This is a genomic window from Streptosporangium sp. NPDC050855, assembly GCF_044456585.1.
Classification (GTDB): Bacteria; Actinomycetota; Actinomycetes; order Streptosporangiales; family Streptosporangiaceae; genus Streptosporangium; species Streptosporangium longisporum.
In genome coordinates this window covers 236,822-256,411 of the sequence record NZ_JBITFY010000014.1, presented here as the reverse complement: position 1 = coordinate 256,411, position 19,590 = coordinate 236,822, and the positions used below count along the sequence as shown (strand labels likewise).

The following is a 19,590-nucleotide window of genomic DNA, read 5'->3' as shown; positions in this document are numbered from 1 at the left end:
CTCAAGTCCCTCGCCGACTACCTCGCCAAGATCAACCCGCCCAGCCAACCATCATAGAAATAGTTACCCTTTGAATTTGCGGCGCAGGACACTAGACGGGCGGCACGACGATCACGAGCTTCGACCGGGCGTGCTCCTCGGCGAGGTGTCGTAGTGCCTCGGGCGTCTCGTGCAGCGGGTACGTCCTCTCCACCACCGGGACGATCTTCCCGAACTCGACGAGCTCGGTGAGGTCGGCGAGCAGCCTGCCGCTCGGTGACGCGACGAGCACCCGCAGCCGCTGCCGGACGAAGGGCGAGAGCACGGACGCCCGCAGGACGCGGCCCAACGGCCCGAGCAGGCGCCCGCCGCTCGCGCTGGAGAGCACGAGCGTGCCCGTGGGGGTCAGCGCCCGGCGGCAGTCCGACAGCGAACGGTTGCCCGCCAGGTCGAGGATCAGGTCGTAGCGCCGGTCGCCCCGGGTGAAGTCCTCCCGGCGGTAGTCGACGACGTGGTCGGCGCCGAGCGACCGGACCAGGTCGACGTTCCTGGTGCCGCACACCCCGGTCACCTCGGCGCCGAGCGCGCGGGCGATCTGCACCGCGAGCGTGCCCACGCCTCCGGAGGCGCCGTTGATCAGCACCTTCTGGCCGGGCTGCAGCTCACCGCGATCGCGCAGGCCCTGCAGCGCGGTGCCCCCGGCCAGCGGCACGGTGGCGGCCTCCTCGAAGGTCAGCGTGGCGGGCTTCACCGCGACCCGGTCCGCCGGGACGGCGACGTACTCGGCGAAGGTCCCGGTCTCGGCCTCGGCGTAGACCTCGTCGCCCGGCCGCAGGTGCCGCACGCCGCCGCCGACCGCCACGACCCGCCCTGCGACGTCCCTGCCGCGGATCGCGACCTTGGGCCTGAGCGGCCCGAACGCCAGCCGGCCCAGGTACGGCACGCCGGTCATGACGGCGTGGTCGGCGTGGTTGACCGAGGCCGCGTGGACCCGGATCAGCACCTCGTCCTCCCCGGCCACCGGCCTGGGCACGTCCCTGAGCTCCAGGACGTCCGCCGGGCCGTACCGGTCCTGGACGATCGCCTTCATGGTGGGCTGTTGCTCCGCGGCGGGAGCCGGGGACCCGTTCACTCGACGGTCCGCAGGATCTGCTCGATCGACGCCGTGCGCGACCGCAGCTCGGACATGTCGGCCGCCACCCGCTGCTGGGCGTCCAGGGTGGTCTCGGCGAGATGCTCGTACCGGCTCACCAGCCGGCGCAGCTCCTCCTGGCCGGCGGCCGTGACGCGCGTCTTGCGGAACTCGTGGACGCTCGCCACCACCGCGATGAGCAGGATCGTGACCAGGAGCGACACACCGAGGACGAGCACCGTCCCGGGCCAGGTCGTCGTGTCGACCACTCTGAGGTACATCAGGACTGCTCCTTGGGGGCGGGACCCTTGACCGGGTCCGATCGGGTCAGGGTCTCGGCCGCCTCGGCCAGTGCCGAGGCGTTCAGGCGCAGATCGAAATCCGCGACCTCGTAGTACTTCATGGCCTTGCCGTCCTCGGAGAGTTCGAGGGTGCCGACGATGAGGCCGGCCGCCTCCAGCCGCTGCAGGTGCATGTGCAGGAGGGGACGGCTCACGCCGATCTCGCGGGCCAGGTGGCTCACGTAGTCACGGCCGCCGAACAGCTTCGCGACGATGCGCAGCCGCAGCGGGTTGGCCAGCGCGGCCAGCATCTCGACCAGATCGTCGCCGGTGGGCCGAGCCTCTGTCATGAGACTCCTTCACCTATAAGAATTTTCTTACACGTGAAACAGTAGCATGTCCTTGGCCGGGGGTCACCGGGGTCCGGGGCACGCCTCGGGCGGACGTGCGGGGGCGGTCGTGCGGCGACGGTCGCACGGGGGACGGTCGCACGGGGTGGGCGCACGGGGACGATCCGGGCATGCGGTCGCGAGGGCCCGCGTACGGGGCATCGGTCGTGACCGTGAGGGGTGACGCGCGCCGGAGCGCCGGGCGGGGCTCAGGGCTCCGGGGCTCGACTCGGGGACCGCAGGGGTCTCGGGACCGCGACGGTCATGGGCGCGTGACGGTCATGGGACCGTGACGGTCCGGGACGTGGGGCTCGGGACCGCGGGGCTCAGGGCTCCGGCTCGGCCGGGATCAGCGGGACCGGCAGGCGCTCGATCCGGACCGAGAAGACCTCGTCCCGGGGGACGACGACCTCGTACGCGCCGTGGTCGACCATCCAGTACCCCAGCGCCTCGGCCTTCATCCCGCTGTGCCCGGTGTAGGCGATGTGCAGGTTCTCCTCGCCGTTCTCCTCGGAGACGTCCAGGACCAGGCAGGGCTCGCCGCCGAACGCGCCGACCGTGCGGACCAGCACCAGCCATTCGAGGTCCTCGCGGGCGACCGTCAGCCGCCAGTAGCCCGAGGCCGCCTCGAAACCGGCCTGGGCCTCCTCGCTGAACAGCACCACCTCGGAGGCGCCCGGACCCAGGGCCGCGGCGTACGTCCGGCCCCGGTGACGGGCGGCGAACCCCGAGGCCACGGGCTCGATCTCGGTGCTCATGAGGCGGGCCGCCAGCTCAGGCCGTCGTACAGGCCGAACAGGCGCTCCTGGCCGGGGGTCACGTGGATGATCTCGGCTCCCGCGGGGATCGGCATCGGGGTGGTGTGGAACTGCGGCACCACGTGCTCGCGCGAGGTGGTGAAACCGTTCCCCGCGAAGGGCGGTGAATCGTTCCAGTCACCCCCCATGTGCGGGCCGTAGGGGACGATGTAGGCGTCCATGTCACGGGCGAACCAGCGCATCAGATAGATCTCCGGGACCGAGGCGGTCAGCTCCGAGCCCTCGAACCCCAGGTCCAGGCCTGCGAAGAGCTGCGCGGGGGTGGTCAGCCGCGCGCAGTCCTGAACCCGGTACACGTACCCCGAGATCACGGTGCGTCTGCCGGCCAGATAGGGCACGAGCAGCCGAGGCGGTATGACCTTCTGCATCTGCGTTCTACGCCCAGGTGGCTCACTCACGGTCGGCATTTTACGATCCGCCGACCTGGAGCCGCCGGTGTTCCAGGCACGGCAGGGCATTCCGGGTGGCAATCGTGATCTGGGAGTCGATTTCGCACGTCTGGACGGAGGGCGAGGAGCCTAGATCGGTACGGACCACCCCCATCGGATCGACCAGCATGCTCCGCCCGATCCCGTAGCCGTCGCGGGCCTCGGGATTCGGCGCCTGGCCCACGGCCGCCACCCAGGTGGTGTTCTCCAGGGCCCGCGCCCGGACCAGGGTGGTCCAGTGCTCCTCCTTCATCGGCCCGGACCCCCAGGCGGCGATCACCGCGAACACCTCCGCCCCGGCGTCGACCAGGGCCCGGGTCAGCTCGGGGAAGCGGATGTCGTAGCAGGTGACCAGGCCGATCCGCAGACCGGCCAGCTCCACCACGACCGGCGTGTCACCCGGCACGACCAGCTCCGACTCACGGGCGCCGAAGGAGTCGAACAGGTGGATCTTCCGGTACGCCGCCTCGATCGACCCCGAGGGGCCGATGGCGACCGCGGTGTTGTGCACCCGGCCCTCGCCGGGCTCGAACACCCCCGCGATCACCGACAGGCCGTGCTCCCGCGCGGCCTCGGCCAGCCCGGTGACGAACGGCCCGTCCAGCGGCTGGGCGAGGTCGATGATGCGCCTGCCGTACCGGGTGAGGGTCGCCTCCGGCAGGACGGCGAGTTCGGCGCCGCCCGCGGCGGCCTCTCCGAGGGCGTCGCGGGCGCGGCTCAGGTTGACGTCTGGATCCTCGGAGACGGGGATCTGGCACAGGGCGATGCGTGTCACGGGTGTGACCCTATCCGTCGGTTCGGCACGCGTTCCATCCACGTGAGACTCCGCCATACCCATTCCAGCGGCCCGTACCGGAACCGGGCCAGCCACGCCCGGCTGAACAGGATCTGGACCACCAGGACGGCGAGGGCGAACACCAGGCCGGTGACCCGGGTCGGGTCGGCGGTGAGCAGCGGCAGGGACATCAGGATGACCGGGGTGCTCACCAGGTAGCTGGTCAGCGCCGTCCGGCCCAGCGGGGCCAGCACCGCCGTCAGCGCCCCGCGCGCCCGGGTCCGCAACAGCAGCAGCACCCCCGTGCAGTACGCCGTGGCCGTCGCCAGCCCGGCCGCCGGGTAGGTCCCCCGGTAGTACAGCGAGTAGTTCCCGGAGCCGATCATCCACAGCGCGGTGAGGGCCGTGCCCAGCACCGCCGAGAACAGGAAGACCGGCAGCAGCAGCCGCCCGGACGGCGGCCTCTCCATCACGGCCGCGCCCAGCAGGAACAGTCCGGGAATGAGCACCACCCCACCCCCCTGGTGCACGGCGTACCCGGTCAGGACGAGCCCCAGCACCGCCATCGCGGGCGGCGACAGGAACGAGGCGGGCAGCAGCACCAGCGCGCCGGAGAGCGCGTACGGCAGCAGGACCTCGCCGGAGTTGACGAGCCAGTGGAGCGCGCCGATCACGGTGAGCACCGCCAGCCTGCGCAGCAGCACGATGCGCGGGGCCCTGGTCCGCCCGGCCGCCGAGTTCAGGAACAGCACGAAGCTCAGCCCGAACAGGAACGAGAAGATCGGGTAGAACCTGCCCTGCAGCAGATTCTCCACCCACAGATCGACCGTGTTGCGCTCGGGACCGCCCAGGCGGCCGCGGGTGAGCTGCCAGGTGTTGACCACCATGATCCCGCACACCGCGAAGCCGCGGAGCACGTCGAGGTCGGGGAGTCTTCGGGTCACGACAGACAGGCGTACCACTCCGGGATCGGGCGTGCATAGGGCTCCGGCGGCGCCGCGGGTGTCCCGGCCCGCCTTCACGGCCTCCGTGACCTCTGTCATCCCCGTGACCTCCGCGACCTTCGTGATGCCGGCGGCTCCGGTGGTCCTCGTGATCCTCGCGGCGCACGAGGTCCCGGAGGCGCTCGCGGGCGTGTCGTCCGGCGGGCATATCATCGGACTCATCATGGCAGAGATGATCAAGGTATGACCGCGCCCGAGGTCCGTGTCCCGGAGGCGGGCGCCTTCCCGCCCGGTTTCCTGTGGGGGGTGGCCACCTCCGCGTACCAGATCGAGGGGGCCACCGGCGCCGACGGCCGGGGCCCGTCGATCTGGGACACCTTCGCGCGCGTCCCCGGGGCGGTCGCGGGCGGGGAGTCGGGGGACCCGGCCTGCGACCACTACCGCCGATGGCCCGAGGACGTGGCGCTGCTGGCGGACCTCGGCGTGGGCGCCTACCGGTTCTCGGTGGCCTGGCCGCGGATCTTCCCCGAGGGCGCGGGCCGGGCCGAGCGCCGCGGCCTGGACTTCTACCGCCGCCTGGTGGACGCGCTGCTGGAGCGCGACATCGTGCCGTTCGTCACCCTCTACCACTGGGACCTGCCCCAGGCGCTGGAGGACCGCGGCGGGTGGCGGGTCCGCGACACCGCCGAGCGCTTCGCCGACTACGCCGCGACCGTGCACGAGGCCCTGGACGGCGTGCCGTACTGGACCACGCTGAACGAGCCGTACTGCTCCTCGATCACCGGGTACGCCGAGGGCCGCCACGCGCCCGGCGCCCGCGAGGGGCACGGGGCCCTGGCCGCGGTGCACCACCTGCTCGTCGGGCACGGCCTGGCCGTCGCGCGCCTGCGCGAGAACGCCCGGCCGGGCGAGCGGGCCGGCGTCACCCTCAACATGTCGCCGGGCGTGCCCGCGAGCCCGTCGCCCGAGGACGCCGCCGCCGCCCGCCGGATGGACCTGATGGTCAACCGGCAGTTCACCGAGCCGCTGCTCGGCGGCGCCTACCCCGCGGACATGGCCGACGTGTACGGGGAGATCACCGACTTCTCGTTCCGCCGCGACGGTGACCTGGAGATCGTCTCGGCGCCGCTGGACTTCCTCGGGGTGAACTACTACTACCCGATCCACGCCGCCGCGGCCCCGTACGCCCAGCCCGACCCGGCGCTGCGGTCGGCCTACGACATCGGGGTGCGCACGGTCATGCCGGACGGTCCGCGTACCAGCGGGCTCGGCTGGCGGATCGAGCCGCGCGGCCTGTACGACACCCTCACCGGGCTCGCCGCGCGCTTCCCCGGGCTGCCGCCGATCCTCGTCACCGAGAACGGCTACGGCGACGCCGGGGACGCCGACCACACAGACGACACCGGCCGCATCGCCTACCTGGCCGAGCACCTGGCCGCGACCGCCGACGCCGTCGCCGAGGGGGTGGACGTGCGCGGCTACTTCTGCTGGTCGCTGCTGGACAACTACGAGTGGGCCCGGGGGTACGCCGCCCGCTTCGGCCTGGTGCACGTCGACTACGCCACCCAGGTCCGCACCCCGAAGGCGAGCTACGGCTGGTACCGGGACGTCATCGCAGGCCGGGGAGCGCCTCCAGCCGCTCCATGACGCGGGCGATCACGACCTTCTGGGCGGGGTTCAGGGCGTCGCTCATGTACTGGTCGAAGAGCCCGTACAGCCTCTCGTCCAGGAGGTCGGCCTGCCCGTCCGGTCCGGTGAGATCGGTGACGAGCGCCCCGATCCGTTCGGCGAAGTCGTCGGCGAGGCGGCCGGTGACCTCCGGGTCCGAGTCCGCCTCCAGCCGGTCGAAGCGCAGGGCGAGCTCCGTCACCACCTCGATGACACCGGGGGCGGCGATGCGCTCGTAGAACCTGGTCAGGTGGGCGATGCCCTCCTCGCCGAGAAGGTGCGCCAGGAGAACGGACTGCTCCCGGTCGATCCTGTTCATGGCCGGTGAGGCGTCCGCGAGGGCGAAGGTCTCGAAGAACCGCGCGAGTTCCGGGGGCACGTCGGGGGAGGTGCGGTGCTCGCGGATCACCCCCAGCAGGGCCTTCTGCCTGGTGAGCCGGGCGATCTGGGCGTCGAGCTCGCGCTCCAGGCCGCTCAGCAGGTCGTCGTGGTCCTCCTGTTCGGAGTCCAGGACGTCCGCCACCTGGTCGAGGGGGATCCCGAGCGCGGCCAGCCGCCTGATGCGCAGCAACCGGATCAGGTCGTGGATCGTGTAGCGCCGGTATCCGCTCGCGTCGCGCCCGGGCTCGGGCAGGATGCCGATCCGGTGGTAGTGGCGCAGCGTGCGGACCGTCACGTCCGCGAGCGACGCCAGGTCACCGCTGCGCACGCTCGGTCACCCCCCGATCGGTGTCCTGGACGTCCTGCGTGTCCTGGACGTCCTGTGCGTCCCGTGTCTCCTGTGCGTCAAGGTTACGCAGCGCGGGTACGCGGAGCGCCACCAGCACGGTGACGGCCCAGACGACGCCCATCGTGGCCCCCGCGGCGGCCGGCCCGCCGAGATGGCCGATGAACGCGGCCGCGAGGATCCCCACCGGACCCGCGATCATCATGAGGGAGTTCTGCGTCCCCATCACGCGGCCGCGCACGCCGTCGGGGATCCGCTCGATCATGAGGACCCCGAGCAGGCTGCCGCACAGCCCCGACGAGAGCCCCAGCGTGAACGCCCCGGCGAAGACGACCCACATCGAGGGGAGGGCCGAGATCACGCCGACGCCCACGGCGGTGCCGAGCATCCCGGTCGTGAACCAGGCCCGGCGCGACCCGCGCGTCCCCAGACCGGCGTACAGGCCGCCGCCCACGAGCGTCCCCACGGCCAGCGCGGTGAGCACGAAACCGAGCATCTCCGGCCGCTCCAGCAGCGTGAAGTGCACCGGGAGGACGATCCCCTGCAGGGAGACGATCACCGTGACCAGCACCAGGTTGAGCACCGTGACCGCGAGCAGGAACCGGTCGCCCCGGAACAGCACCCGCCAGCCCTCCCTCAGCTGCTCGCGGCCCGACGAGGGCGCCGCACCGGTCCCGGCCGGGATCGCGCCCACGTCCCGGGGGATCAGAAGGGTGAGCATCGCCGCGGCGGACGACGTGCCGGCCGTGATCCACAGCACCATGGAGCCGTCGAACAGGACCAGCAGGCTCCCGGCCGCGGCCGGGCCGATCACCATGACCAGCGCGCCGAGGCTCTCTCTGACGCCCATGAGCCGTTCCGCGGAGATCCCGCCGTTCCGCACGATCGCGGGCAGGATGGCCTCGCGGGCCGTCATCCCCGGCACGTCCCCGACCGCGCCGATGACACCGAAGAGGATGAACCAGCCCAGGTTCAGCCCGGTCACGAGATCGACGAGGGGCAGGGCGGCCAGCGACGCGGCGGAGATCAGGTCGGTGATCACCGACGACGTGCGCCGGTTGATCCGGTCGATGACCACGCCCATGACCAGTCCCGCGACGAACGCCGGTACCGCGGTGGCGGCCGAGAGGATCCCGGCGGACAGGACGCTGCCCGTCGTCTGCAGCACGATCAGGGGCAGGGCCACCGCGGCGATCGAGTTTCCCAGCAGCGACAGGGCGTACGAGGTCAGATAGACCAGGGGGACGCGTTTCATGGGGCCCAGTGAAAACCATGACGCTACGTCCGGGGCAAGCGCCGGAACCGCGACGGGACGCGCCCGGATCCACGGGCACGGCCGCTCCTTCCCCTGTCCTGTCCTGCCCTGTGATGGCGGACGGTGAAGCGGACGCGAACCGTGGGTGAGAACGCGTACACTCTCCGTCTGGTATCGCGGTGATACCAGATCCCGCATACGATCGGAGGCATGGCGATGACGTTGCGGCTTTCCGACGACCAGACCGAGGCCCTCAGGCGACGCGCGGAGAAGGAGGGACGGAGCATGCAGCAGGTCGCGCTGCACGCCATCGACGACTATCTCGCCCGGGTCGCCGACGACGATCTGACCGACGAACTCGCCGCCCAAGGAGCCGAACGGTTCGCGGAGCTACTGCGAAGGCTCGGAGAGTGACGGCGTTCATCACGCTGGAGCAGGGGCTGCGGATCGCGCGGGCGGCCGCCGGGATGCCCATCCAGGTGCGCGATCTGGGCCTGCTGGAGGCGGCATTGGTCCGTCCCCGGACCTCCGTGTTCGGTCAGGACGCCTATCCGGACGTGTTCACCAAGGCCGCCGCGTTGTTCCATTCGATCATCGCCAATCATCCGTTCGTCGACGGCAACAAACGGGCGGCCTGGCTCACGATGTACGTCTTCTGTGCCAAGAACGGCGTCAGGATCGAACCGTCCGACGACGACGAGGCCTACGACTTCGTCATCGCCGTCGCGTCGGGGAAGCTCACCGAGATCGACGAGATCGCCGACATGCTCCGGAGCTTCGCCGCACCTGACTGAGCCGCCCGCCCGAGCCGCCCGGCGGGTCAGCCGCCGGCGAGCGCCTTCCTCAGCTTGGGTGCCAGACCGGCCGTGAACGCCTTCGCCTCCTGGCATCCCGTGCGCCCCAGCGCCCAGCAGCTCAGCAGGTGGTGGACCTCGGTGCGGAAGACCCGGCTGAACTGGCTGTAGTACGGGGTGGACGGCCGAGGCCTGGCCTGTGTCAGGGCGCGCAGCAGCGTGTCGGGCGGCACGCTCTCGGCCTCGGGCTCGGCGGTGGCCCCGGGCCCCGCCCCGGACGGGGACGAGGACGAGGTAGAGGACGGGGACGCGGACGGAGTTCCGGACGAAGACGGCGCCGACGCGGGGCCGTCGCAGTCGGCCCTCTCCTGCGCGTACAGGGCGGACACCCTGGCCGGGGCGAAGCCGCCGCACTGGTAGAGCAGCACCGCCGCCTCACGGCCGGTGAGCGCCGCCACCAGCCGCTGGGCCAGGTCGCGTCTGGGGGAGTGGCGGGAGACGGCGAGGTACTGGCCGCCCAGCACCCCCTGCCAGGGCAGCGGGGCCGCCGCGAAGCCGATCCCGCCGGACCCGCGTTCCCCGGAGAGCACCTCGTGGGCCGACGGCCAGTGCCGCAGGAACAGCGCGCGCCCCTCGCGGAAGGTGCTCAGCGAATCCGCCTCCTTGCCGCCCAGGGTCTCCCCGGAGATCACCCCGGTGTTCACCGCCTCGATGAGCCTGCGGACGGCCGCCACCCCCTCCTTCTCGGCGATCACCACCCGGCCGGTGGCGTCGACCACGTCCCCCCCGTTCGCCCAGATCGCCTCCAGCGCGTTGACCGTCAGCCCCTCGTAGGAGGCGAACTGGCCGGTCAGGCCGAGGTCGGTGCGGGTGGCACCGCTCCGCCTGGCCGTGGCCAGGACGATCATGTCCCGCCAGTCCGACGGCTCCCGCACGTCGTCGCGGCGGTAGAGCAGGCCGACGTCGGTGTTGATCGGCACCGCGTACCGGACGCCGTTCCAGCCGCCCGCGGCCCAGACCTGGGACAGGAAGTCGTTGGTCTCGCCGTGCATGACGGTGTCGACCGGGCGCAGGAAGCCCGCCTCGGCGAACTCCGGGATCCACTGGATGTCGAGGTTGAACACGTCGTAGTGGCCCGCCCTGGCCTGGGCCGCCGCGATCATGGCGCTGCGCTGCTCGTCGGCGACCGAGGAGATCGCCACGAAACACGCCCGGGGCCTGCCCGGGTGCCGGTTCCAGACGGCCTCGAGGGCCCGCTCGCGGACGCCTCCCGAGACGTCGGCGCCGGTGGCGATGCGCAGGACGCAGCCCCCCGGGGAGGGGCCGGGGGGCGGCACGGGCGCGACGCTCGCCGTCAGGCAGAGCAGGCACAGGGCCAGTGCGAGCAGGCGGCTCATCCGGTGGCCGTCCGAAGCTCGTTGAACGCGTCGTCCAGTGTCTTCTCCGGATCGGTGCTCACGTCGTGGCAGGACATCAGCTCACGGTCGCGCAGTTCCGGAAGCGGGGGAGTGTCGCAGCCGTGCAGGTCGAAGGAGAGCATCACCAGCCGGACGCCGCCGTGTCCCCGCAGGTCGGCCGCTGTCAGCCCGGCCGGGTTCCCGCCGTCGGTGAGCACCAGCACGATCCGCCGTTCCTGGGGGTCGCCGGTCCTTTCCATCCTGGCGAGGGCCTCCTTCAGGACGGGACGCATCGGGGGGTCGGGGCGCGAACCGGTGCGGTACTCGTTCAGGGCCGCGCCGAGCCTGTCGGCCAGGGCCTTCCCCCCGTCACGGACGGGAGCGGATTCGACGGCGTGGCCGTCGCCGGGGAAGAACGTCGCGATCCCGGTGGTCAGGTCACCGCCCCTGGACGTGACGACGAGCTGGGCCAGCTGGATCGCCGCCTCCAGCCGCGAGCGGCCGTCGTTCACCTTGTTGCGCGCCATCGAGCCCGAGACGTCGACCACGACGAGCACGTGCTCGCCGAGCGGGGTCCTCAGCTCGTGCAGCAGCGCCAGCACGTCCGGTCTCCAGTCCGCCACCCGCGCCTCGGCCTTCAACCAGGACGTCCGCTTGGGCAACCTGTCGAGGGCCAGGCGACCCCGGTCGTCGCGGAAGCCGTACCGGGGCAGGATCTCCCGCAGCGCGCCGCAGAACTCCTCGACGGTCCGGGTGATGACGAGAGGCCGTCTCAGGTCCGGCCACTTCTTGGAGACGCAGGTGTACCGCATGGCGTGACCACCCGCCGGGTAGACGGCCGTCAGCGGCTCGTACGCGGCCGACGGCCGGAGAGTGGTCGAGGGCCTTCCCCCGACCGTGCCGGGGGCCGCGCAGTCACCCGGTGCCGGTCCCGTGCCCGACAGGCCGAGGTTGAGCTCGTGGAGCTGCTGCTCGGTCAGGAGCATCGGGGACGCCTCGCCGGATCCGGCGTACCGGCACATCAGGTCGCGGGTGTCGTCGCTCAGCCGCGTCTTCGCGGACAGGTCCTCCTCGGGCAGGGGAGTGGCGGCCGTGGCCATCAGGCCCACGTTGGAGGCCCGGGGGTGGGTGCGCAGCACCTGCAGGCGGCTGCCGGTCTTCCCGCGCAGCAGCGAGGCCCAGTCCCGCCCGCCCGGGCGCCAGTCACCCTGGGTGAGGTCGTCGGCGAGTGCCGGGGACGCGGCGATGACCAGCGGGGAGGTCGCCACGACCGTCCGTTCGCCGAACGTCCGTCCCTCGGCCGGGGTCTCGTCCCTGCGCACGTAGTCGATCTCCTCGGCGAAGTCGGAGATCCACCCGTCCGGCCGGGCGCCCGGCGCCTCCCGCGCGGTCCGTTCCGTCGTCGGCTGGACGGGGAAGGTCCAGTCCCTCAGCCGTTCCCGGGCCTCACCGGCCCGCAGGCCGCTGACGGTGATGTTCACCTGGCGGCACCCCCACCAGTCGACCTTCCTCGCCATGAACTCCCCGGCGGCCCGCCGGATGACCGGCGCGGTCTCGTCGGAGGCCAGCAGGGTGATCTCGTCGGGGATCTGGCAGGTACGCCACGGCTCGTCCTTGGGGACCACGGCCAGGACCACGAGGACGGTGACCAGGACACCGGCGGTGAGAAAGCGCCAGACGTTCCTCTGCGTGACCCGGAAAAGGGACTCCAGCCGGCCGCTGACCCATCCGGGAAAGGCGCGGCGCAACCAGGTGGCGTTCCGCAGCAGCACGCCCGGGAAAACGGTCAGTGCCGTCAGCGCGAGAATCGCACCGATGAGGATCAGCTTCGAGGTCGTGGAAACGGAAAGGGCGAGAAGCACGAGAAGGGTTTGGACGAGGGCGTTGGAGAAACCCGTCACCAGCTGCCAGGCGCGGTTCGTCGGTCCGGTGTCGTCCGCGGGAGGGCTGGGCTCCCTGGTCTTCTCGCTCTGCACCATCTGTGGTCGTCTCCGCCGGTGATCTCCCCGAACCTGTGCGTTCACCTTACGTCGGCACATCACCCCCACGACCGGGTTCGTGTGATCCACAGAATGAGGGACGATTCACCGAGCATTTCCGGCCGACCGTATCAGCGGTCGCGAAAACGCGGGCATATTCGGTGAACACACCCGGTGGGCGGGCCATGTGAATCCGCCAGGTTTTCCGCGCCCGCCCCCCGCTCCGCCCGTCCCGTTCTGTCCCGCCCCCGCCCCTGCCCCGGTCCGCGGGCGTCAGGGCCGGGGGGAGTCCCGGCGCCAGCTCTTGCTCCAGCCGCGCTCGGAACGGCCTCCGGCCGCCGCCCGGCATTTCGGGCAGACCCGCTGTATCTCCTCGGCGGCGCCGCCCGACTCCGGGAACACGTCCGGCCACGGGACGTGGTGGAACCGCAGCAACCGGGACCGGCTCAGCGCCAGGCCGCACAACGTCTGGTTCGTCCCCGGACGCCAGGCATGGGCCTCACCCGCCGGCATCCGCGTGCCCTCCTCGTCCCTCCACTCGCCCGACGCCGCGACCGAGGGCTCACCACGTGCTCGCATGTCCTTCTCCTTCCCGTGTTCCTGCCTGCCTGCCCACGGAAGAGGCCCTCTCGTGCGGACGGGGGAAAAATTTCGTCCCGGGACCGCCCTCTCGCCCGCGCCGGGGGGGGGGGCTCACCCGTCGACGAGGCGTCGTCCGGCCTCCGCGACCCCGGCCGCCCGCGCGAGGCCGTCCCGCCCGGGGACCGGCGGCGGGGACGGAGACTACGCTGGAGCGCGTGAATGACCCTCTGGTGGCGCGGATGCGCGGGTTCGGCACGACCATCTTCGCCGAGATGTCGGCGCTCGCCGCGCGGACCGGCTCGATCAACCTGGGACAGGGCTTCCCCGACACCGACGGGCCCCCCGCCATGCTGGAGCGCGCGGTGTCGGCGATCCGCGAGGGCGCCAACCAGTACCCTCCCGGGCCCGGCGTCCCCGAGCTGCGGCAGGCCGTCTCCGAGCACCGCAAGGACCACTACGGCCTCGGCTACGACCCCGACGGGGAGGTCCTCGTCACGGTCGGCGCGACCGAGGCCATCGCCGCGACGATCCTGGCGCTCTGCGAGCCCGGCGACGAGGTGATCGCCTTCGAGCCGTACTACGACTCCTACGCCGCCTCCGTCGCGCTCGCCGGGGCGGTGCTCCGCCCGGTCACCCTGCGCCCGGACGGGGGCCGCTTCACCTTCGACCCGGCCGAGCTGCGCGCCGCCGTGGGACCGCGTACCCGGCTGATCCTGGTCAACTCACCGCACAACCCCACCGGGACGGTCTTCACCCGCGCCGAGCTGGAGGAGATCGCCACGCTGTGCCGGGAGCACGACCTGCTGGCCGTGACCGACGAGGTCTACGAGCACCTGACCTTCGACGGCGTCGAGCACATCCCTCCGGCCACCCTGCCGGGCATGCGCGAGCGCACCGTGATGATCTCCTCCGCCGGCAAGACGTTCTCGGTCACCGGCTGGAAGACCGGCTGGGTCTGCGGCCCGGCCGAGCTCGTCCGGGCCGTGCAGACGGTCAAGCAGTTCCTCACCTTCACCGCCGCCGCGCCCTGGCAGCTCGCCGCCGCCCACGCGCTGCGCCACGAGCTCGGCTGGGTCGCCTCGCTCCGGGCCGACCTGGAGTCCAAGCGCGACCGCCTGACCGCCGGGCTGTCGGCGGCGGGCTTCGAGGTGTACCGCCCGGCGGGCACCTACTTCGTGCAGACCGACATCCGCCCCCTCGGCTTCACCGACGGTCTCGCCCTGACCCGGGAGCTGCCCTCCCTGGCCGGGGTGGTCGCGATCCCGACCCAGGTCTTCTACGCCCGTCCCGAGCGCGGCAGGCACTTCGTCCGCTTCGCCTTCTGCAAGAAGAACGAGGTCATCGACGAGGCCGTGACCCGCCTGAGAAGGCTCGGCACCGGCGGCGCCTCCTCCTGATAGGGGTACGGCCGGGCGGCGCGGGTCCGCGTCCCGGCCGGAACGCGGACCGGTCGGCCGGGGCGGCCGGGGCGGCCGGGGCGTGCCGACCGGGAACGTCGATCGGCCGCGTGATCGGCGGCCTGTCGCCACGGTCGGTACGCGGTCGACCCCGTCCGGCTCTCAGCGCGGAGTCAGCACCCCGATCCGCCACCCGTGGGCGGTCTTGAGCAACTGGTACACCAGGCGTTCGGCGGGGGCCGCGCCGGCGTAGTCCCAGGTGACATCGGCCCAGATGCTGTGCTCGGTGGCACCCATCACCGTGATCGACGGGACCGCCTCCTGCACCCCGTCGTACTGGCCGATCGCGTTCTCGAAGAACTCGCGCGTCCGGGAGGGGTCGGTGACGGCCTCGATCCGATCGGGAAACGCGATCAGGACGGCGTGGTTGTAGGAGCCTGCGATGCGCTCCACATCGCGTGACAGCAGTGCGTCGCGGTAGTCCTGGAAGAAGTCTCGGGCGGCCTCGTCGGCCCGTGTGAGCGTGTTCATGTGATCCACGGTAGGTTGAGAAGCCGTCACGCTGGTGGCGGGATCTCACCTGGATCGTGATGAGTCAGTCCGTGGCCCTCGCCGCCGCCTCGCGCGACGCGCTCCTCACCCTGCGCAGGGTCGAGCGCCAGCAGCGACTCGTCGAGATCCTCGTCGCCCGCCGCGGCGTCCCGGCCTCGACCGGCGAGCTCGCGCGCTCCGTCGGGGCGTCACGGCGCAGTGTCGAGCGCGACCTGGCCCGGCTGCGCGACTCCGGTGTCCCGGTACGCTCCCGGCGCGGACCCGGAGGCGGGACCTGGCTCGCGCTGACGGGCGGAGCCGCGCCGCTCGCCCTGGACGTGGCGGAACTCGCCGTCCTCATCTCCAGCCTCGTCGCCCTGGGCCCGACGACGACCGCCGGCGCCGGCTCCGCGATGAACAAGCTCCTGTCGGCCCTCGCCGCCCACACGTCCTCCGCCTGACACGCGGTCCCCGGGGCGGTCACGCCCGCGCGGGCCGGTCCGACGTCCCCGGCCGGTCCGCACGGGTGGCCGGAGGCGCCGGGCCGACCGGGCAGGGGCGGGACGGTTCGACCCCGGGGGAGCCGATCGGGCATCCTAGGAGGGACGCGACTGGCGGCAAGGGGATGGCATCAACCATCGGGGAGCTCGTCGTGGGAGTCGACCGCCTGGGCGCCCACGCCGAGAGGACGCGCATGTCCCGACCCGCATCGAACGTTCCCACGCCCACCGGCGACCACGAGGAGCAGGGCGAGCACACCGAGCACACCGAGGACACCGAGCACGGAGGCCGCCGGGCCCGGCTGCTTCCCGGTGGCCCGGTCGCCGAGCGGATCCTCGCCGACGTGGCCGCGCGGGCGGCCGCCCTGACCCGTGCGGGGGTCGTCCCGAGCCTGGCCACGGTCCTGGTCGGCGACGACGACGCCAGCGCCGGATACATCCGGATCAAGCAGCGCCAGGCCGCCGAGCTCGGGTTCGCCTCGCCGCACGAGCACCTGCCCGCGAGCGCCACCCAGGAGGACCTGCACGCGGTCATCTCCGCCTTCAACGACGACCCGGCGGTGCACGGCCTGCTCGTGCAGCATCCCGTCCCGCGTCACCTCGACTACGACCGGGCACTTCAGGTGATGGACCCGGACAAGGACGTCGACGGCATGCACCCGCTCAACATCGGGCGGCTGGCACTGGAGCTGCCGGGCCCGCTGCCGTGCACCCCGGCCGGCATCGAGGCGCTGCTGGCCTTCCACGACATCCCGGTCGCCGGTAGGGAGGTGGTCGTCCTCGGGCGCGGTGCCACGCTCGGCCGCCCGCTCTCGATCCTCCTGGCGCAGAAGCGCCCGACGGCGAACGCCGCGGTCACCGTCGTGCACACCGGGGTGAGCGACTGGCCCCGTTACACGCTCCGCGCCGACGTCCTGGTGGCCGCCGCCGGGGTGCCCGGCATCATCCGGCCCGAGCACGTCAAGCCCGGTGCCGTGGTCATCGGCGGCGGCGTGCGCTACGAGGGCAGGCGGCTGCTGCCCGACGTCGACGAGTCCTGCGACCGGGTGGCCGGGGCCATCACCCCCCGGGTCGGCGGGGTCGGCCCCACCACGGTCGCGATGCTGTTCCGCAACGCGATCACGGCGGCCGAGCGCGCGGCGGGCCTTTCCGCGGGCTCCCCGGGGGCTGCGGACTAGCTTCCACGAGCCCATGGGCTCCACGGGCTCCAGGACCAAGGGCTTCACGCGCTTATGACTCCACGGGCTCCACGGGCTCCACGGGCTCCGTGGGCTCCGTGGGCTCCGTGGGCTCCGTGGGCTCCGTGGGCTCCGTGGGCTTCACCGGGCTCCTCGGCGAAACGGCGTCCGGCAGGTTCCCTGCCGGACGCGTGCCCTGAGCGCCGTGTCGTCGCCCCGCGATCGATCTCACTGCGTGTACCTTCTGCTCCGGAGAGTGATGGCCGGGCGTGCCCGCGGGAGCGGCAGGCGCGGCATCGGGCGGACCGGGCGGGACTCCGCCCGGTCACGACGACTCTCCACGTCACTCCTCGAACTCCTTCGAGGAGTCCGTACCTCGACGAAGGGAGAGCGGCGACGATGCGATGGAGAGTGAGGGTGGCGGGCGCGATGACGGCGATCGCGCTGGGATGTGCGGCGTTCGTCCCCGGCGTGCCACCCGTCGTGAACACCGCGGGCACGGTGAGCACCGCGGGCACGGTGAACGCCGCGGGCACGGTCAACACTGCGGGCACCGGGGCGGCGTGGGGGCCGATCCGCAGCCACCAGAACTGGCGCTGCCTGGACGCCGACCTGGGCACGATCGGGCCGAACGGCACCAAGGTGCAGCTGTGGGGCTGCAACGGCTGGGACAACCAGTCCTGGAGCTACGACGTCTCCAGCCACACGATCCACAGCCGGGAGAACGGCCGGTGCCTGGACGCGGACCTGGGGACGATCAACGCCAACGGCACCAAGGTGCAGCTGTGGGACTGCAACGGCTGGGCCAACCAGAAGTGGATCTACGACGCGACGAGCCACACGATCTACAGCATGTACAACGGCCGGTGCCTGGACGCCGATCTGGGGACGATCAACGCCAACGGCACCAAGGTGCAGCTGTGGAACTGCAACGGCTGGGCCAACCAGAAGTGGACGCTCTGACGGGCGTTCCCGCGAGGCCGCGGGGGGCCGTGAGGAGGCCCGGGACCGGCCGGAGAGCGGGGCCGGCCCCGGGCGGAACGGGGCCGCGGGGGCGCGCCGGGGGTGACGGCACGACGGCGTGAGAAGCGGGCGGGGACGGGTTACCGTTCCGCCCGGGACCCCGTCGGGGCCGCCCGGGACCCCCGTGCGTCACGGCCGGTCGCCGGACGGGACCGCCGGGCCCGCCGGGCCCCCGGGGGCGGCCGGGTCGGTGCCCGGTGCCGGGGCGGCGGTCCGGGCCGAACGCAGCGGGATCTCCTTGACCATCAGGGCGGCCACCGCGGCGAGCAGGGCGATCGGGACGCCGACCAGGAAGACCGCGCTCATCGCCCGGGTGAACGCCTCCAGGATGATCTCCAGGAGCGGGGCGGGGAGGGCGTGGATGGCGTCGGGGGAGCCGAGGGCGGGGGCGGTCCCGCCGGTCAGCGGCAGCTTCGCCGCCCTGGCGAGGGAGACCAGCTCGGCGCCGAGCCGGTTGGACAGGATGGCGCCGAAGGCCGCGACGCCCACCGCGCCGCCCAGGGAGCGGAAGAACGACACGCCGGAGGTGGTCGAGGCCAGGTCGCTCCGGCTCGCGGCGTTCTGCGCGGCCAGGATCAGGATCTGCATGGAGGCGCCGAGCCCGACGCCGAGCACCGCGTTGTCGAGGCCGACGATCAGCAGCGAGCTGTCGACGTGCAGCCGGGAGAGCAGGAACAGGCCGAGCGCGACCAGCACCATGCCGACGACGGGGAAGATCTTCCACCGGCCGGTCCTGGTGACGAACCGGCCGACCAGGATCGAGGAGACGAGCAGGCCGAGCACCAGGGGCAGGGTCATCAGGCCCGAGCCGGTGGGGCTCATGCCCTTGACGATCTGCAGGTACTGCGGCAGGAACATCAGGGCGCCGAACATCGACGCGCCGACCAGCAGGGAGGCGGCGGAGGTGAGCACGAACGTGCGGTCGCGGAACATGTGCGGCGGCAGGATCGGGTCGGCGGCCCTGCGCTCGGCGACGACCGCGAGGCCGAACATCACCAGGCTGAGCGCGCCCAGGCCGTAGGTCCAGGGGGAGTTCCAGCCGAACTCGTGGCCGCCGAGGGAGAGCAGCAGCATCAGCGCGGTGGTCCCGCCGGTGATGAAGGTCGCGCCCCACCAGTCGACCCTGGTGTCACGGCGGGTGAACGGCAGCTTCAGCACCTTCTGGATGACGACGAACGCCACCACGGCCAGCGGCACGCAGATCCAGAACGTCCAGCGCCAGGACATGTTGTCCACGATGAACCCGCCGAGCAGCGGCCCGGCCACGGTCGAGACGCCGAAGACCGCGCCGATGTAGCCGGAGTAGCGTCCCCGCTCGCGCGGTTCCACCACGTCGCCCAGGATGATCTGCGGCAGCGCGGCCAGGCCGCCGGCGCCGATGCCCTGGACCGCGCGGGCCGCGATGAGCTGTGCCATGTCCTGGGAGAAGCCCGCCGCGATGGAGGAGAGCACGAAGACGACCAGGGAGACCTGGAACATGAGCTTGCGGCCGTAGAGGTCGGAGAGCTTGCCCCAGATCGGCGTGGAGGCCGTCATGGTCAGCAGGGTCGCGCTGGCCACCCAGGCCAGCTGGTCCTGACCGCCGAGCGTGCCGACGATGGTCGGCAGCGCGGTCCCCACCACGGACGTCGAGATCATCGACGTCAGCATGGCGAGCATCAGCCCGGCGAGGATCTCCAGCACCTGCCTGTGCGTGAAACGCGGTGCCGCCTCGGCCTGGACCTGTTGTTCGGTCAGCATGAACCGTCCCCCAATGCATGTACAGTACACATGAAGTTAGTAGACGCTTGTTTACCCGTCAAATCTGGAAGGA

General features: G+C 72.1%; 22 protein-coding genes. 8 read left to right on the top strand and 14 right to left on the bottom strand.

The window, feature by feature from the left end; all coding sequences use genetic code 11:
* Nucleotides 1-91: 91 nt before the first annotated feature.
* From ACIBCT_RS27250 to ACIBCT_RS27220, 7 genes are all read right to left on the bottom strand, one after another.
* Entirely contained in the window at nucleotides 92-1,069 is a 978-nt protein-coding gene (locus tag ACIBCT_RS27250; RefSeq protein ID WP_399193222.1) for an NAD(P)-dependent alcohol dehydrogenase, read from the bottom strand.
* Between the two features lie 38 nt (nucleotides 1,070-1,107).
* The gene (locus ACIBCT_RS27245) at nucleotides 1,108-1,392 is read right to left on the bottom strand and encodes a hypothetical protein (RefSeq protein ID WP_399193220.1); all 285 of its coding nucleotides are present in this window, start codon (nucleotides 1,390-1,392) and stop codon (nucleotides 1,108-1,110) included.
* Complete coding sequence (locus ACIBCT_RS27240) at nucleotides 1,392-1,742, bottom strand: ArsR/SmtB family transcription factor (RefSeq protein WP_399193218.1); 351 nt, start codon at nucleotides 1,740-1,742, stop codon at nucleotides 1,392-1,394. Before ACIBCT_RS27240 ends, ACIBCT_RS27245 begins: the two co-directional genes overlap by 1 nt.
* A gap of 365 nt (nucleotides 1,743-2,107) precedes the next feature.
* Nucleotides 2,108-2,539: a hypothetical protein gene (locus ACIBCT_RS27235; RefSeq protein ID WP_344900807.1), complete on the bottom strand. Its 432-nt coding sequence runs from the start codon at nucleotides 2,537-2,539 to the stop codon at nucleotides 2,108-2,110.
* Nucleotides 2,536-2,997 carry a hypothetical protein gene (locus ACIBCT_RS27230; RefSeq protein ID WP_344900805.1) on the bottom strand — a complete coding sequence of 154 codons (462 nt, stop codon included), beginning with the start codon at nucleotides 2,995-2,997 and terminating at the stop codon, nucleotides 2,536-2,538. The genes ACIBCT_RS27235 and ACIBCT_RS27230 overlap by 4 nt, the downstream gene beginning before the upstream one ends.
* A gap of 10 nt (nucleotides 2,998-3,007) precedes the next feature.
* Nucleotides 3,008-3,802, bottom strand: a complete 795-nt coding sequence (locus tag ACIBCT_RS27225) for a carbon-nitrogen hydrolase family protein (RefSeq protein WP_399193215.1) — start codon at nucleotides 3,800-3,802, stop codon at nucleotides 3,008-3,010.
* On the bottom strand, nucleotides 3,799-4,746 hold the full coding sequence (locus tag ACIBCT_RS27220; RefSeq protein WP_399193213.1) for a DUF418 domain-containing protein: 948 nt from the start codon (nucleotides 4,744-4,746) through the stop codon (nucleotides 3,799-3,801). The genes ACIBCT_RS27225 and ACIBCT_RS27220 overlap by 4 nt, the downstream gene beginning before the upstream one ends.
* A gap of 85 nt (nucleotides 4,747-4,831) precedes the next feature.
* Between ACIBCT_RS27220 and ACIBCT_RS27215 the strand changes: the two genes are divergently transcribed.
* Together ACIBCT_RS27215 and ACIBCT_RS27210 are read left to right on the top strand one after the other, a co-directional pair.
* Nucleotides 4,832-4,993: a hypothetical protein gene (locus ACIBCT_RS27215; RefSeq protein ID WP_399193211.1), complete on the top strand. Its 162-nt coding sequence runs from the start codon at nucleotides 4,832-4,834 to the stop codon at nucleotides 4,991-4,993.
* Nucleotides 4,990-6,393: a GH1 family beta-glucosidase gene (locus ACIBCT_RS27210; protein WP_399193209.1), complete on the top strand. Its 1,404-nt coding sequence runs from the start codon at nucleotides 4,990-4,992 to the stop codon at nucleotides 6,391-6,393. The genes ACIBCT_RS27215 and ACIBCT_RS27210 overlap by 4 nt, the downstream gene beginning before the upstream one ends.
* Here the strand turns inward: ACIBCT_RS27210 and ACIBCT_RS27205 are convergent.
* Entirely contained in the window at nucleotides 6,356-7,123 is a 768-nt protein-coding gene (locus ACIBCT_RS27205; protein WP_399193207.1) for a MerR family transcriptional regulator, read from the bottom strand. The genes ACIBCT_RS27210 and ACIBCT_RS27205 overlap by 38 nt on opposite strands.
* The gene (locus ACIBCT_RS27200) at nucleotides 7,110-8,396 is read right to left on the bottom strand and encodes an MFS transporter (RefSeq protein ID WP_399193205.1); all 1,287 of its coding nucleotides are present in this window, start codon (nucleotides 8,394-8,396) and stop codon (nucleotides 7,110-7,112) included. Before ACIBCT_RS27200 ends, ACIBCT_RS27205 begins: the two co-directional genes overlap by 14 nt.
* A gap of 210 nt (nucleotides 8,397-8,606) precedes the next feature.
* Here ACIBCT_RS27200 and ACIBCT_RS27195 point away from each other — a divergent pair, with 210 nt between their 5' ends.
* Together ACIBCT_RS27195 and ACIBCT_RS27190 are read left to right on the top strand one after the other, a co-directional pair.
* Nucleotides 8,607-8,810 (top strand): CopG family transcriptional regulator, encoded by a 204-nt coding sequence (locus ACIBCT_RS27195; RefSeq protein WP_344900793.1) that lies wholly within the window; start codon nucleotides 8,607-8,609, stop codon nucleotides 8,808-8,810.
* Nucleotides 8,807-9,190 (top strand): type II toxin-antitoxin system death-on-curing family toxin, encoded by a 384-nt coding sequence (locus ACIBCT_RS27190; protein ID WP_399193203.1) that lies wholly within the window; start codon nucleotides 8,807-8,809, stop codon nucleotides 9,188-9,190. The genes ACIBCT_RS27195 and ACIBCT_RS27190 overlap by 4 nt, the downstream gene beginning before the upstream one ends.
* A gap of 26 nt (nucleotides 9,191-9,216) precedes the next feature.
* Here the strand turns inward: ACIBCT_RS27190 and ACIBCT_RS27185 are convergent, their stop codons facing one another.
* The 3 genes from ACIBCT_RS27185 to ACIBCT_RS27175 all read right to left on the bottom strand — a co-directional run bounded on the left by ACIBCT_RS27185 (nucleotide 9,217) and on the right by ACIBCT_RS27175 (nucleotide 13,145).
* The gene (locus ACIBCT_RS27185; RefSeq protein ID WP_399193201.1) at nucleotides 9,217-10,587 is read right to left on the bottom strand and encodes an extracellular solute-binding protein; all 1,371 of its coding nucleotides are present in this window, start codon (nucleotides 10,585-10,587) and stop codon (nucleotides 9,217-9,219) included.
* Nucleotides 10,584-12,566: a VWA domain-containing protein gene (locus tag ACIBCT_RS27180; protein ID WP_399193199.1), complete on the bottom strand. Its 1,983-nt coding sequence runs from the start codon at nucleotides 12,564-12,566 to the stop codon at nucleotides 10,584-10,586. The genes ACIBCT_RS27185 and ACIBCT_RS27180 overlap by 4 nt, the downstream gene beginning before the upstream one ends.
* A 273-nt stretch (nucleotides 12,567-12,839) precedes the next feature.
* Nucleotides 12,840-13,145, bottom strand: a complete 306-nt coding sequence (locus ACIBCT_RS27175) for a hypothetical protein (RefSeq protein ID WP_399193197.1) — start codon at nucleotides 13,143-13,145, stop codon at nucleotides 12,840-12,842.
* Nucleotides 13,146-13,363: 218 nt separating this feature from the next.
* Between ACIBCT_RS27175 and ACIBCT_RS27170 the strand changes: the two genes are divergently transcribed.
* Nucleotides 13,364-14,545, top strand: a complete 1,182-nt coding sequence (locus ACIBCT_RS27170; protein WP_399193195.1) for a pyridoxal phosphate-dependent aminotransferase — start codon at nucleotides 13,364-13,366, stop codon at nucleotides 14,543-14,545.
* Between the two features lie 162 nt (nucleotides 14,546-14,707).
* Here ACIBCT_RS27170 and ACIBCT_RS27165 read toward each other — a convergent pair whose 3' ends face one another.
* Nucleotides 14,708-15,076 carry a hypothetical protein gene (locus tag ACIBCT_RS27165; protein ID WP_399193193.1) on the bottom strand — a complete coding sequence of 123 codons (369 nt, stop codon included), beginning with the start codon at nucleotides 15,074-15,076 and terminating at the stop codon, nucleotides 14,708-14,710.
* A gap of 59 nt (nucleotides 15,077-15,135) precedes the next feature.
* Between ACIBCT_RS27165 and ACIBCT_RS27160 the strand changes: the two genes are divergently transcribed.
* The 3 genes from ACIBCT_RS27160 (at nucleotide 15,136) to ACIBCT_RS27150 (ending at nucleotide 17,717) form a co-directional block, all read left to right on the top strand.
* Nucleotides 15,136-15,537, top strand: coding sequence for a helix-turn-helix transcriptional regulator (locus ACIBCT_RS27160; RefSeq protein WP_399193191.1), 402 nt, complete (start codon nucleotides 15,136-15,138; stop codon nucleotides 15,535-15,537).
* Between the two features lie 164 nt (nucleotides 15,538-15,701).
* Nucleotides 15,702-16,754 carry a bifunctional 5,10-methylenetetrahydrofolate dehydrogenase/5,10-methenyltetrahydrofolate cyclohydrolase gene (locus tag ACIBCT_RS27155; RefSeq protein WP_399193189.1) on the top strand — a complete coding sequence of 351 codons (1,053 nt, stop codon included), beginning with the start codon at nucleotides 15,702-15,704 and terminating at the stop codon, nucleotides 16,752-16,754.
* A gap of 399 nt (nucleotides 16,755-17,153) precedes the next feature.
* Nucleotides 17,154-17,717, top strand: a complete 564-nt coding sequence (locus ACIBCT_RS27150) for an RICIN domain-containing protein (RefSeq protein WP_399193187.1) — start codon at nucleotides 17,154-17,156, stop codon at nucleotides 17,715-17,717.
* A gap of 189 nt (nucleotides 17,718-17,906) precedes the next feature.
* On the opposite strand, the gene ACIBCT_RS27145 is transcribed toward ACIBCT_RS27150, so the two are convergent.
* Nucleotides 17,907-19,517 carry an MDR family MFS transporter gene (locus ACIBCT_RS27145; protein ID WP_399193185.1) on the bottom strand — a complete coding sequence of 537 codons (1,611 nt, stop codon included), beginning with the start codon at nucleotides 19,515-19,517 and terminating at the stop codon, nucleotides 17,907-17,909.
* Nucleotides 19,518-19,590 lie beyond the last annotated feature (73 nt).